Raw genomic sequence first — 14481 nt, 5'->3', positions numbered from 1 at the left:
ATAGTTACTATACCATTTTATTGTCTGTGATGCTCGCCGCCGCATACATATGTCTAGAGAAATACTTATGGGGCCAATCAAGCTTTCGTAACTAATATTAACAGTTAGCATTTAAATAATTAGAAAGTATTTATTTACTGTATGTTTTAATATTTCTCTAATCTTAAAAGCGTAAAATGAGGAAAGGCAATTCATTGCCACAAAAATACCAATTATAAGGATGTTACTATTTGCTTTTTAATACTAGCGCTTGGTATCTTATTAATAATTCGATCTGTTGGCTAAGAGGTGAGTAAATGAGAATTCGAAAATACTGCAATATGGATCCTGTTAAACAGCAAAATTCCTTCAAGCAGTTCAAACGCTGGCGCCAGGAGCGAGCGCGCAAGCTTAAGCATAAGGACTATTCGTATGTAGTTCCCAACGTGCAACCTGATCTTTCATACTTAAAAAATAACGGTAAAATGCCTTCGGTTACATGGGTAGGGCATTCCACCTTTTTCATTCAGCTGTGCGGACTTAATATTATTACCGATCCGGTCTGGGCAGGGCAGATGGCGATGCAGAAGCGCTTGTCGCCGCCAGGCATTCCAATCGAGGATGTTCCTCCGATTGATGTGGTGCTAATCTCCCACTCCCATTATGATCATTTGAACATTACTTCGCTTCGCAAGCTTCGAGGCAAGCAAATTCTTGTTCCAGCAGGCTTGAGCTCCAAGCTGAAGCTGAAGGGCTTTGATCAGGTGCAGGAGCTGAATTGGTGGGATTCGATAGTTGTTGGAGGGGTTGAATTTATATTCGTACCTTCCCAGCATTGGACGAGACGCAATCCATGGGATACGAACTCTTCACACTGGGGCGGCTGGATTATGAAGCCGTTGGAAAGTGCTTTAAGTCAAGCTGGCGGCAAAAGTGAAGAAAGCACGGAAGACGCCTTGGCCTATGTATCTGCTGTAGCCAAACACAGCAAAGCGGCAAGACCAATTGTAAACGAGGCGCCTACTGTTTATTTTGCGGGAGACAGCGGATATTTTGCCGGGTTTAAGGAAATTGGAGAACGGTATATAATAGATATTGCTTTAATGCCGATAGGCGCCTATGAGCCAGAGTGGTTTATGGGGCCGCAGCATGTTACGCCAGAGGAAGCGCTTCAAGCTTTTTTGGATACTGGGGCAAAGCTGTTTGTTCCGATGCACTATGGCTCGTTCAAGCTTGCGGATGACACGCCGCGCGAGGCGCTTGATCGTTTGGAGGCTGAACGCCGCAGGCTGCGTATGGATGAGCAGAAGATCATCGTGCTTCCGCACGGTGAGACTTGGCGGGTAGCGGGCAAATAAAGCGGGAATTGTATCTATTTTGGTCATCATAATCGGAGGTATCTCATGGGTCTAGAGAAGATTCGTATTGGAATGATTGGTGCAGGAGCAATCGGCAATGTTCATATGGAGGTTTTCAGCCATACTGAAGGGGCAGAGGTTGCCGCTGTTACCGATGTTTATTTGCCGCTTGCGCAGCAGCGCGCACAGGAGCATGGCATTAAGAAGGTGCATGAATCACCGCAAGCGCTGCTTGAGGATGATCAAATCGATGCGGTTATAATCGGTGTGCCGAATAAATTTCATGCCGAGCTCGCTATTGCAGCCTTGCAGCAAGGCAAGCATTTGCTGCTGGAGAAGCCGATGGCTATTAACGCTGAAGAAGCGCGACTTATTGATGAAGCTGCCAAGGCATCTGGCAAAATATTAATGATGTCGCATCAAATGCGCTGGACTCCGCTTAGCCGCGCTGTCAAAGCAATGATCGATAACGGCGACCTCGGACATATTTATAACGCCAAAGCAGGGTGGCTGCGCAAAAAGGGGATTCCGGGCTGGGGCTCATGGTTTACTAGAATGGAGCAATCGGGCGGCGGACCGCTTATCGATATCGGCGTTCATATGCTCGATTTGTCGCAATACTTAATGGGAAGTCCAAAGCCAATTTCTGTTTATGGCTCTACTTACTCCGAATTTGGACCGCAGCGCCGCGGAATTGGAAGCTGGGGCACGCCGGATTGGAACGGTTTTTATGATGTCGAGGATTTGGCTTCAGCCTTGATCAAAATGGATAATGGAGCAACTTTATCGCTAGAGGTTAGCTGGGCAGCACACGCAGCAGGATTGCCAGAAGCGCCGTTTATATATTTAATGGGCACCAAAGGAGGCATTTCCATCGTAGGCAAACAGGCAACCTTTGAAACCTACGAGGGAGATGAGGTCATTACGAAGGAAATTGAACCGCTGGAAGGCGATGATGAGCGCTATTTGATGGCCCGCCATTTCGTTGCTTGTATCCGGGAAGGGAAAGAGCCGATTACATCCGGCTTAAGCGGTTATACAAACAATCGTATTTTGGATGCGATCTACGAATCATCGCGTACCGGCGATGCAATTAAGCTTGCTTGGTAATGCAAGTTATACTAGCCAAATTCGTTAAATATAACTGATCAGCCCACAAGGGAAAATGCTGCTTCGCGGCACCTGTGGGTTTTTCTATGAATTATTGCTTCATTATATGCTATAATGGTCTGTGATAAGCACAAAGAGTGAAGGACGGGATTAAATCAATGATTAGTACTTCGGGTATTACATTGCGCTTTGGCAAAAAAGCGTTATTCGAGGATGTTAATATTAAATTTACGCCAGGCAACTGCTATGGCCTAATCGGCGCTAACGGCGCAGGTAAATCTACATTTCTAAAAATTCTTTCCGGCGAAATCGAGCCGACACAAGGCGAAGTGCATATTACGCCAGGCGAGAGATTCGCTGTACTGAAGCAGAACCATTACGAGTTCGACGAGTATGTTGTGCTTGAGACCGTTATTATGGGTCATAAAAAGCTGTATGAGGTTATGAAGGAAAAGGATGCTTTGTATGCAAAAGCAGACTTTACTGATGAAGACGGCATGCGTGCTGGTGAGCTGGAAGCCGAATTCGCCGATATGAATGGCTGGGAAGCTGAGTCAGAGGCGGCTGAAATGCTTAATGGCCTAGGCATTATGCCTGAGCTTCATGATAAGAAGATGAGCGAGCTGAGCGGCAATGAGAAGGTTCGAGTATTGCTGGCGCAGGCTTTGTTTGGCTCTCCGCATATTTTGCTGCTCGATGAGCCTACCAACCACTTGGATATTGAATCGATTCGCTGGCTCGAGGATTTCTTGGCAGATTATGAAGGCACAGTTATTGTAGTCAGCCATGATCGTCACTTTTTGAATACAGTTTGTACGCATATTGCGGATATTGATTTTGGCAAAATTCAAATGTATGTCGGCAACTATGATTTCTGGTACGAATCCAGCCAGCTGGCTCTTTCTCTTATGCGCAGCGAGAATAAGAAGAAGGAAGATAAAATTAAAGAGCTTCAGGCGTTTATTCAGCGCTTTAGCGCTAATAAATCCAAGTCGAAGCAGGCTACTTCCCGTAAAAAATTGCTTGATAAGATTACACTGGATGATATTCGTCCATCTAATCGCAAATATCCATTTATTTTGTTTAAAGGCGAGCGGGAGGCTGGCAAGCAGTTGCTGCTTACTGAAGGCCTTACGATTTCAGTGGATGGAACAAAAGTAATCGATAATATGACAATTGCTATTAACAAAGGCGATAAGGTTGCTTTTGTAGGTCCTAATGGCTTGCCGAAAACAGCTTTATTCCAGACGCTTGCAGGCGAGCTTGAACCAGATTCAGGCACATATTCGTGGGGAATTACGACAACACGCGCTTATTTCCCTAAGGATAACTCGGCATATTTTGAGGGCGTTGATCTAAATCTGGTCGAATGGCTTCGCCAATACTCCAAAGACCCGGACGAGACGTTCCTGCGCGGATTTTTGGGCAGAATGCTGTTCTCTGGCGATGACGCGATGAAAAAAGCCAGCGTTCTTTCCGGAGGAGAAAAGGTTCGCTGCATGCTGTCGAAGATGATGCTGGAAGGCGCTAACGTGTTTATTATGGATGAGCCGACGAACCACCTTGATTTGGAGTCCATCACAGCGCTGAATAACGGTTTGATCGATACAGACTGCACAGTTCTGTTCACTTCACATGACCATCAGTTCGTACAAACCGTTGCCAACCGCATTATTGAAATTACACCGAACGGTATTATCGATCGTATGACAACCTACGATGAGTATCTTGAAAGTGATGAAATTAAAGCATTGCGCGAAAAAATGTACGCTGAGTAGTGTGAGCATACCGAAGCCGGAGGGATTTTCTCCGGCTTTTTTGAATTAGTAGGAAAGTATAAGTTTTCACCTTATACCTGTTCCTATACTTCATCGGTAAACGCCCCTCCTTCGTTCAAGCGAAGGACGGCGGAGCCGTTTATCCTTGTTTGGTTTTTGTTTTGGCAATAAAGCATAGTTGAAATTGTGCAAATGTCAGGCTGTTGAAAAACCTCAATAAGTATTTTGCAATAGCAGACTTTGTTTTGTGGAATGAATCGACAACTTCGCTAGATGGTCAGAGGTTCCATTATTACGCCTAAAATCGTAGTTTTGAGGTGGCAAAGTGACAGACGATCCGTTATTGATCCATAAATCGCAGAAAGTGCCTCATTTGGAGCCGTATAGCGGAATGTGTGACCGCGAAATGAAGAAAATGGCGCTTTTTAGGTAAATAACGGAACGTGTGACCGCGTCCAGTTCATTGTGATCTAACGAAGCTTGCGAGATTGTCAATGCATTGTGAATGATGAAACAAGCAATAGAAGAGGTGGCACTGCGATCAAGTTTGGGCTTACGACCGCTGTTGTACGCCAATTTTTTTGCACCTATAAAACCTGTAATGGTTAAAATTGGCCTACAAAGGCGGACGCTATCGCTTCTCCAGTCCCAATCTAGCTCTCCGTTACCCTTTTCTGCTTATCAAATGTTGAACATTTTTTCAATAGCCTGAAATGTGTACGGTTTTTTCTTATAAAAGGAGACCGGAAACGTTGGAAGTGAGTCGTTGTGCACGGTTTTTCGTACAAAAGGTGCCCAAACGAATCCCCAAAAGTCACAAGCGAGGCTAGAGCATGCAGCAGTGAATAACCGGCACAAAGTAGGTTAAATTACCAATAAGAAGCTTGAGCAATGATGAACTTCTAAGGGTTGCCACAAACGCTATTCGTGTAAAAATAATGGTTTAAATTTTCTAATGGTTGCTATTGCGCTTAATTTCCAAAAAAGCACTGATTTTGCTCGATATAAGGTACAATAGCGCTCGTGGCAACCATTACATTCTCAAATGAGCTAAAATAATCGAAATAGCCTCTATGGCAACCGTTAGCCAGTTGCATCATGCATTTATGCCGATTTTTGCTCGCGGAAGTTGAGTTATAAGTTTTTTCATCCTTGAGCGAACCCAACTGTGTTGCACAAGCGCATAAAAGTCGGAATAAGGTCAACACTGTTTCTCTAGACCCACACGGGGTTGTTCGGTTATGATACCGTTATTAAGTAACAGGAGGGCCAAGACACTGAATCAGTATAGTGAAATTAAAGAAGCAGAGAAGGGTGCCTGGGTTAGCATTGGCTCGTATTTGGGGCTGACGGCGATAAAGCTAATTGCAGGCTATTGGTTTGTATCCAGCGCGCTTGTGGCGGACGGCTATAACAATTTGACGGATATCGTAGCATCTGTAGCAGTTCTAATTGGCTTGCGCATATCGCAAAAGCCGCCCGATCAAGATCATCCATACGGTCATTTCCGAGCAGAAACTATTGCAGCACTTATCGCTTCATTTATTATGGCTTCTGTCGGCATACAAGTACTTATTTCCGCAGTTAAGTCATTATTTGATACGGTCGAGCGAACGCCGAATTTACTAGCTGCCGTTGTAGCTGGATTTTCGGCGTTATGTATGGGATTGGTTTATATTTATAACAGCAGGCTAGCCAAAAAAATCGGCAGTCAAGCGCTGCATGCAGCGGCTAAAGACAATTTATCGGATGCTTTAGTAAGCGTAGGCTCTGCCATTGGTATTATAGGTGCACAGTTCGGCTTGCCTTGGCTGGACCCTGTTGCAGCACTAGCGGTTGGAATTATTATTTGCAAGACAGCATGGGACATCTTTTATAGCTGTACACACGCACTCACGGACGGCTTTAATAAGGAGGAGCTCAGCTCGCTAAGTGTTACTATTGCCAAAACAGAAGGCGTTAAAAAAATTAAAGATATTAAAGCGCGAATTCATGGCAGCAAGGTGCTGCTTGATGTAATTGTACTGGTTGATTCGGATTTGAGCTTGAAGGAAAGCCACCGTATATGCGATGAAATTGAGCGCAGAATGAGACGCAAGCATAATATTATGAGCGTTCATGTGCATGTTGAGCCATTGGAGGAAGGGAAGTCATAGTCTTCGAGAAGTAGAAAACAGCATAATCTCATGAATAAAATGGTAGAAAAGTACAGGGTTTATGCTGGTAAATACAGCCAACCCATTTTTATACAATAACAAAATTGAGTCTTTTGTCCTATGCAGTATGAGAAAAATGAGTAGCGCAGGGCCGCCTCCTATATAAGAAAATAAGCCAGCTGTAACAGGCTGGGCTCATATACCAGTAAAGGCATCTCATTGGAAGAGATGCCTTTTTATTAATTTTTTCTTAGCAAAATAATGTAATACCTAACTCCCAAAAGCGGTAATTTGATTTAGGAGGATAGGTCGATGCCTGTCCAATACGTCTAAACTTACAATGAATTTGTCGCCGATGACCGGCTGCAACATTCATCAAGAGGAGGCGTATTCATTGCAACGATCTACGAAGGTAAAGTTATTAGCTACTGCCGTTCTTTCTACAAGTTTAGTTTTGGGCTCGTTTGCCATGCCGACAGCTCCATCTGCTTATGCAGCTTCGAGTGTACAGGCAGTACAAACGGCTACAGTTAAATATGGTGTTAATTTCCGCACCTCAGCTTCTACGTCCGGAAAAATTATACGCATGCTTAAAAAAGGCGAAAGCGTAACGATTATAAGTAAGCTGAACAGCAGCTGGTACAAGGTTACAGACAAAAACGGTAAAACAGGCTATGTGTCCACGAACTCCAAATATTTAAGTTTGACAGGACAAGCAGGATCTGGGTCTGGCTCATCAGGCTCCAGCAATAGCGGATCTGGCTCTACCGGTTCCGACCAAGGCTCACAAACAAGCAATGCTTCAGTAGAAAAGGTAATTTCTGCGGGTATGAAATATTGGGGAACTCCTTATGAGTTTGGCTCAAATCGTAATTCAACCAAAACGTTTGATTGCTCGGCCTTTGTACAACGAGCATTCCTTGACGCTGTTGGCGTAAAACTGCCGGGCGATTCACGCAAGCAAGGACAATACGTGAAGGATAAAGGCAATGCAAAAACGAGCATTAGCAGCCTTAAGCGTGGAGACCTGATGTTCTTTATGTCTTACAAAGGTAGCAAATCTTCCTCATACAGCGGTATTAACAAATCATCGCAAAGAATTACTCATGTAGGTATTTACCTCGGCAATAACGAAATTCTTCATACCTACTCCAAAGAAAGCGGCGGTGTACGCACAAGTAAAATCAGCGGCACGCATTGGGAATACCGCTTCTTGTATGGCGGCAGCGCACTATAGTTTGAGAAGCTAGATGTCCTAGAAGAAACGGACACTATGAATATGATATTTTCAATTGTATAATAATCTCCTGTTGAACCTGCCTTAGCTATGAGGCAGGTTTTTTATTGTATGATGAAATGGAAGCTTGAGCTGGATGAATAAGACTGCTTATAGGAGATGAATAGACATTGAATAAAAAAATTGGAATTGGGATTGTAGGCTGCGGAATCATCGCTAAACGGCATATTCAATCATGCTTGTTACTGAGTGAAATGTGTGAAATAAAAGCAGTATCCGATCTGTCTCTAGAAAAGGCAGAGGAATGTGCAGCGCTTGCAGGCGAAGGAACAGCTGTATATACCGATTACCGCGAAATGGTTAAACGGGATGACATTCAAGTCATTTCGCTTTGCACGCCTCCATTTTTTCATAAAGAACCAGCTATCGCAGCGTTTGAGCATGGCAAGCACGTACTATGTGAGAAGCCGCTGGCGCCGTCGCTTCAGGATTGCGATGAAATGATTGCAGCCGCCAAAGCAAATAATTGCAAGTTAGCTACCGTATTCCAATTGCGCTTTATTCATGACATACAAAAGATTAAGCGTATTTTATCTTCCGATCTTATGGGACCGATTGTATATGCGCAAATGAGCGGTAATTACTGGCGCGGCAGCAAATATTACGAGGTGCCTTGGCGCGGCAATTTTAAAAGCGAGTGCGGCGGCGTCACGATGAATCATTCGATTCATACTTTGGATTTGTTCCTGTGGCTGATGGATACGCCGCTAGCGAGTGTTCAAGCAGAAATGGAAACGCTTAATCACGATATAGAGGTAGAAGATTTGTCCATGGCCATGTTCCGCTTTGAGAATGGCGCAGTGGCACAGGCCAGCTGCTCATTAAATACGGTTAAGGAAGGGCATACGATGAGCTTCTCATCGAATAATCATTATGTGAGTTATCCCTATTCGGTCCATGCGGTCAAGCAATCGGAGCAGGGCGGCGCAGCATTAGATGCGGATGAGGTGGCAAAAATGGAGGCGCTGGCTGCTGCGGTTGTTCCAGAGCTGGATTTGCCAAAGCCCAACCACGCAGATTCATATTATGATTTGTTTCAAGCGATTTTGCAAAATAAAGAGCCGTTAGTAAGCGGCGCAGAAGGCCGGAAAACGATCGAGGCAATTACAGGGATTTATAAATCGGCTACACTTGGCGAGCGCGTCCGTTTTCCGATCACGCCGGATGATCCTTGGTATACTGCAGAAGGCATTTTAGCGAATGTTAAAAAATCTGTACGGGGGGGATAAGCATGAAAATTATAAAAGCAGAGGTATTCCCTTTTCAGATTCCAATGAAGGGTATTTTCAAAACCTCGCGCGGAGTTATAGGCGGAGCAGCGAGCGGCAGAACGGTCGTATTAGTAAAGCTGACGGATGAAGCGGGCAACGTTGGCTGGGGGGAAGGCTCGCCAAGCCGGCTCTGGTCATCTGAAACGATGGAGACAGTAGTCAGCACGCTGGAGAAGTACCTTATTCCCGCCATTATCGGAAGAACTGCAGATGACTTTGCCGGCTTGCACCATGCGATGAATGCTGTTATCGCGCCAGCATTTTCTGCCGCGCATCCAATTGCAAAAAGTGCGATAGATATAGCTGTCCATGACCTTGTCGGAAAGGCAAGGGGAGTATCTGTCGCCAAGCTTTGGGGCTATGAACCTGCGCAGGAAGCTGTTCTAAGCTGGACAGCAAGCGCAGCAGATTTGGACGCTTTGAAAAGCTCGGTTGCGGAAGGCTTGGATAATGGCTATGAAAACTTTAATTTAAAGCTGGGTGTAAATCCGTCGTTTGATATTATGCAGTGTAATTATGTGAAGGAGAAAGTGCCTGACGGCTACCTATGGGGAGATGCTAACGGCGGATATGCTCTCCATGATATTATGCGCATATTGCCTGAGCTGGAGAGAAGCGGCCTCGATTTTTTGGAGCAGCCGCTTGCTTCCAACCAGCTGAAGGATTTGGCAGCAATTAAGCAGCGTATTCATATTCCATTAGGCGTAGATGAGCCTATTGCAACACCAAGAGATTTGATGGAGTGGATACGCCATGATCTAATTACGGCTTACGTGTCTAAGCCAAGCCGCAACAGCGGTTTGTTTATGTCTCGAATTTGTATGGAAATGGCCCAGTATACACCATTAATGATCATATGCAGCGGATTGACAGAGACAGGAGTCGGATTAGCGGCTAATTTACAGCTGGCATGCGCATTCGGCATTACAAAGCCATGCGCTTGGAACGGGCCGCAGTTTTTGGAGGATGATATTTTGGAGCAGCCTTTTGAGGTGAAGGGCGGTAAAATTGCTTTTCCAGCAGGAGCTGGGCTGGGAATTGCAGTAGATGAACAAAAAGTGCGTCATTTGGCCGCTCGGGAACGGGGGAAGTAACATGACTTTAGACGCGGGGAAAGATTCCGGCAATAGCAAGCCGGTATTGAAGCTGGGCATGATCGGGCTGGATACTTCGCATGTTATTAAATTTGCAGAAATACTTAATGATGAGCAGTATGCCTATCCTGTTCCAGGTGCGAAAGTGATTGCCGGTTTTCCAGGAGGTTCGCCTGATTTGGAGGCGAGCTACAGCAGAGTTGACGGCTTCACGAAGCAATTGGCAGAGCAATACAACGTTGCGATTATGAAAACAGCAGAGGAAGTTGCCGAAGCTGCTGACGCCCTTTTCATAACGAGTGTTGACGGCCGAGTGCATAAAAGCCAATTTGAAGCGATAGTCAAATATAAGAAGCCCGTCTTTATAGACAAGCCGTTCACATGCAGCTTGAAGGAGGCACAATCGATCTATACGCTTGCCGCCGAGTACGGCATCCCCGTAATGAGCTGCTCCGTATTGCGTTATCTCGATCAACTGGAGGAAGCAATTGCTGCTGATCCTCTGGTGACGGGTATGGATTGCTACACCCCCATGGGGCTTGAAGCGACGAATCCGGGCTGGTTTTGGTATGGTATACATGGCGTTGAAATGCTATTCCGTACGATGGGCACAGCATGCAAGCAGGTGCAAGTGACGTTCAATGAGCAATTCGAGCATGCAACCGCGCTTTGGGAGGACGGGAGGATCGGCACAATACGCGGCAGCCGTACAGGCAACTATCAGTATGGAGCCACATTGCACTATGCAAATAGAAGCATTCACATAAATTCCGCAGCCAGCAAAAAGCCTATGGCGGTTACTATGCTTGAAAACATAATCGATATGTTCCGAACCGGCAAGCCTGCTGTTGCTCCAGAAGAGACATTGGCTATTATACGCTTCATAGAAGCTTGCAATAAAAGCAGGGAGTATAATCAACTCGTAAAATTATAGTTTTACCAGATGTAAAAATAATAAAGAAAAGTGTATACTATAGAATCAACTTTAGTAAAGGCGAGGGATACTATGAAACGGAAAATCAGATTTCATTTCAAGGATTTGAGGCTGAGGACCAAGTTTCTAGTATCCTTTGTTGGTTTAATATTCCTTTTTTTGCTAGTAAATAGCATTCTTAATTATTATGTTTCTATTAATTCCATTCAAAAAATATCAGAGCAGCATTCAACGCTTTTGCTGGATCAGATCGCACAAAACTTCGAGCAAAAAATGCAAGAGCTTGAAGAGTTGTCCTTTGTTGAATATAAAAATGCAGCTTTTTGCAAAGTGATTACAGATAAAAAGGCGGACCAAACGGATGATGTTTTGAAAGCGCAATCTATCAAACAGTTTATATATAAAATGGTGTACGCGAATGATATTATTCCGTATGCAGCTGTCTATGAACCGGATGGAAAAATGTATTCACAGCTGCGCACAGGCTATCCCGTTCAACCGGTGCTTGCAGGACAAACACTTACCTTTAAAGAGATGGAGGCGCTGGATTACAAGCGCGGCAAGCCGGTATGGGAAGGAGGCGACTCTAAATTAATTTTTTTGAAAAGGGCGATGTATGATTTGAACAGCTCTGTTTATTGCGGCTCTTTAGTAATCGGCGTAGAGAGCAGCTATTTCAAATCCATCTACCCAAGCAGCGAGGGAATGGGAGAGATTATGTTTGCCAACCGGGACGACGAGCTCATTATTTATAACAGCAGCTTCTCGCAAGAGTTGTTTGAGGCAGCTTCGGCCAGGGAGGACAATACCTTCTATCACCATAAAAATAAATACATTTTTATTGAGCATACAACAACAGACGAAACTTGGAAGCTACTGAATATTGTCAGCCTGGAGCAATTTACATCGTATATGAAGCCGCTTCGCTTCTGGGCTATTTTAATTTTTGTGGCGGCTTTTGCGGCAGCATTTATTAATATTGCGTTTTTGACTAAATCGATAACGAAGCAGCTGCATGTTTTGGTTAACAGCATGAAGGCACTGTCGGTCGGAGCGCTCGATACGGTCATACAGACTGAGGCCAGGGATGAGATCGGAATTATAGCTGAAAAGTTTAATCAGATGGCGGCTACAATTAAAGAGCTTATCCATACAGCCAGCCAAGAGAAGCTGCAAAAGGAAAGAGCGGTATACAAGCAGCTGGAATCCGAATATAAAGCGCTTCAGGCGCAAATGAATCCGCATTTTCTTTACAACACGCTGGAGACCATTCATAGTGCGGCCAAAATCAATCAGCAGCATGAAATCGGCCAAATGATTTATTTGCTCGGACGGTTAATTCGCGAGAGTATTAGCCGCAAGCAGGATTTTATTCCGCTCGCTGATGAGATCGATTTTATTAGAGATTATTTGACCCTGCAAGGCATCACCTACGAATCCCGTTTGCAGGTTGATTATGAGATTGAAGCGGAGTCGCTGGATTGCATCGTTCCGAAGTTTATACTGCAGCCTATTGTAGAAAATGCCATTATGCATGGCATCGAGATGAAATCTGGAATCGGTACGATTCTAATCCGTTGTTATATCGAAAGCGACATTCTCGTAATGATCGTAGAAGATAATGGCGTCGGCATGTCACAGGAGGTCATTGACGAGCTTCTTAGCTCTGAGCCCGATGAAACCGTTGTTCCTAATCCGGAGCGGACAAGAGTAGGCCTGCGAAGTATTCATAGAAGAGTGCAGCTGCTGTTCGGTGAAGCGTATGGCATTACGATTCAAAGTATAGTCAATCAAGGCACATCCATTATGATCAGACAGCCAGTAAAGACAGAGGAGGGGATTAAAGTTGGCAATGAAGGTCGCAGTAGTTGAAGATAAACCATTAATCAGGAGAGCTATAACGGAGACGATAGATTGGCAGGCGATGAATTGCGAGCTGGTTGCAAGCGCCGGCGACGGGCTTGAAGGAAAGAAGATTATAGATGAAATAGGGCCGGATATTATCATTACCGATATTCGAATGCCTGATATGGACGGCTTGCAGCTTGCAGCATATGCAGCTGAGACGCTTGACAGCTGCAAGGTCATCGTTATTACAGGCTATCAGGACTTCGCCTATGCGAAGGAATGCGTTCGTCTTGGCGTGTTTGAATATATTTTGAAGCCGATTAACAATGATGAAATATGCTCGGCGGTGATGAAGGCAGCTGCCGGCTTGAGAAAGGAAAGAGAGACGCTGCAGGTAAACAGGGAGCTGTATTCCTCTGCTTTGCGTCAATTTTTATCCGATCTTGTAAGCGGCCAGCTGCAAGCCTCGGAAGCTCGCGGATTGCTGCAAAGCGGACGGCTGGCAGGGCACCGCTTTGCGCTTGTTTTGCTGCGGGAGGAGACATATACTGAGCAGCCGGAAGGATATGCGGCAGCTTCCCTTGACATGCTGATGGCAGAGCAGCTTTTGCCAGGCAAGGCAGAAATATATCGCTTATTGTTAGATGGAAGCCATTTATTCGTTTATATTTTTTCGCCGGAAGTTCCTGAAGCGGTAATAGAGAGGACACTTCGCAGCCGGACGAATGCGCTTGAAGAAGCGCTAAGCGAGCAGGGAAAAAGGAAATACCGCTACGAAGCGAGCTTTCCGATCCGCCGCTTGGAGCAGCTGCGCCCGCATTATTTGGACATTGCTCACAAGCTTAGCATGTACTTTTTTAATTTGGAGGCTTACAGAGCATCTGATCAGGTTAAGCTGTCTGTTTTGCATGAGCTGGAGCAGTTTCAATCTGATTTGGCAGCTGATGATATTGCGGCTGTGCAGGAGCGGATTAATCCCTATTTGTCCGCTATTTCCGTTTATGCATCGGGCAATGTGTCAGTAGCCAGAGCGCTCGTATCAGAGCTGTGCATGACGATCGCCAAGTTCTATTATCGAAAATCAAATCAAGAGCTCATTGTAGGCAAAAATTTGGATGAGCTTCTCATTGAGGTTAGCCAGATTAGTGATTTGTCGGGGGCGGAATGCTTTTTGCAGATGCTTTTGGAGGAATGCCGAAAGCTGAGCGAAGCAGAGCCTTCCAGCTACAGCTCGCTCGTTAAGAGTGTGCTCCGTTTTATCGATGAAAATTATCCAAAAGATATCGGGCTTGCCAGCGTTGCCTCACAATTTCACATTAGCACCGGCCATTTGAGCCGGCTATTGCGCAAGGAAACAGGCGCCAGCTTTGTCGACATCGTTACGCGGACAAGAATTAAGGCTGCCAAGCGTTTAATGCGCGACTCCTCCAAAAGAATTCAAGAAATAAGTGAATTAACTGGTTTTAAAAATTATATTTACTTCTATCAGGTTTTCAAAAAGTATGAGCATATTTCACCGCAAGAATATAAAAACAAACTTTAAAAGAGCAGTTTTCTGATCGTTCCGTCACAAAAACGAAACATGCGCGAAAAACTAATATAATGTTAAAAATACACAATAGTATGCGCTTTCATTACCTGATTAAATAGAGATAT

General features: G+C 44.9%; 10 protein-coding genes. All 10 read left to right on the top strand.

Going from position 1 to position 14481, the window contains the following annotated elements; genetic code table 11:
- The first annotated feature begins 296 nt into the window (after positions 1-296).
- The 10 genes from ACRRU2_RS10045 (at position 297) to ACRRU2_RS10000 (ending at position 14368) form a co-directional block, all read left to right on the top strand.
- A complete protein-coding gene (locus tag ACRRU2_RS10045; RefSeq protein WP_432501243.1) occupies positions 297-1337 on the top strand; it encodes an MBL fold metallo-hydrolase in 1041 nt (346 codons plus the stop codon).
- Between the two features lie 45 nt (positions 1338-1382).
- Positions 1383-2447 carry a Gfo/Idh/MocA family protein gene (locus ACRRU2_RS10040; RefSeq protein ID WP_432501241.1) on the top strand — a complete coding sequence of 355 codons (1065 nt, stop codon included), beginning with the start codon at positions 1383-1385 and terminating at the stop codon, positions 2445-2447.
- Positions 2448-2605: 158 nt separating this feature from the next.
- A complete protein-coding gene (locus ACRRU2_RS10035; RefSeq protein ID WP_432501239.1) occupies positions 2606-4225 on the top strand; it encodes an ABC-F family ATP-binding cassette domain-containing protein in 1620 nt (539 codons plus the stop codon).
- A gap of 1241 nt (positions 4226-5466) precedes the next feature.
- Positions 5467-6381 carry a cation diffusion facilitator family transporter gene (locus tag ACRRU2_RS10030; protein WP_432501237.1) on the top strand — a complete coding sequence of 305 codons (915 nt, stop codon included), beginning with the start codon at positions 5467-5469 and terminating at the stop codon, positions 6379-6381.
- A gap of 469 nt (positions 6382-6850) precedes the next feature.
- Complete coding sequence (locus ACRRU2_RS10025; protein WP_432501396.1) at positions 6851-7618, top strand: NlpC/P60 family protein; 768 nt, start codon at positions 6851-6853, stop codon at positions 7616-7618.
- A 170-nt stretch (positions 7619-7788) separates the two neighbouring features.
- Positions 7789-8907 carry a Gfo/Idh/MocA family protein gene (locus ACRRU2_RS10020; RefSeq protein ID WP_432501234.1) on the top strand — a complete coding sequence of 373 codons (1119 nt, stop codon included), beginning with the start codon at positions 7789-7791 and terminating at the stop codon, positions 8905-8907.
- 2 nt (positions 8908-8909) lie between these two features.
- Positions 8910-10043: a mandelate racemase/muconate lactonizing enzyme family protein gene (locus ACRRU2_RS10015; protein ID WP_331699890.1), complete on the top strand. Its 1134-nt coding sequence runs from the start codon at positions 8910-8912 to the stop codon at positions 10041-10043.
- A gap of 1 nt (position 10044) precedes the next feature.
- The gene (locus tag ACRRU2_RS10010; RefSeq protein ID WP_331699891.1) at positions 10045-10977 is read left to right on the top strand and encodes a Gfo/Idh/MocA family oxidoreductase; all 933 of its coding nucleotides are present in this window, start codon (positions 10045-10047) and stop codon (positions 10975-10977) included.
- A 72-nt stretch (positions 10978-11049) separates the two neighbouring features.
- Positions 11050-12849, top strand: a complete 1800-nt coding sequence (locus tag ACRRU2_RS10005) for a sensor histidine kinase (protein ID WP_331699892.1) — start codon at positions 11050-11052, stop codon at positions 12847-12849.
- On the top strand, positions 12830-14368 hold the full coding sequence (locus ACRRU2_RS10000) for a response regulator (protein ID WP_331700014.1): 1539 nt from the start codon (positions 12830-12832) through the stop codon (positions 14366-14368). The genes ACRRU2_RS10005 and ACRRU2_RS10000 overlap by 20 nt, the downstream gene beginning before the upstream one ends.
- Positions 14369-14481: the final 113 nt, after the last annotated feature.

The organism is Paenibacillus sp. GXUN7292 (assembly GCF_050864975.1).
In the GTDB taxonomy this organism is placed as follows: Bacteria; Bacillota; Bacilli; order Paenibacillales; family Paenibacillaceae; genus Pristimantibacillus.
The sequence above is the reverse complement of the archived record's forward strand: the minus strand, read 5'-3'. Positions and strand labels throughout refer to the sequence as shown.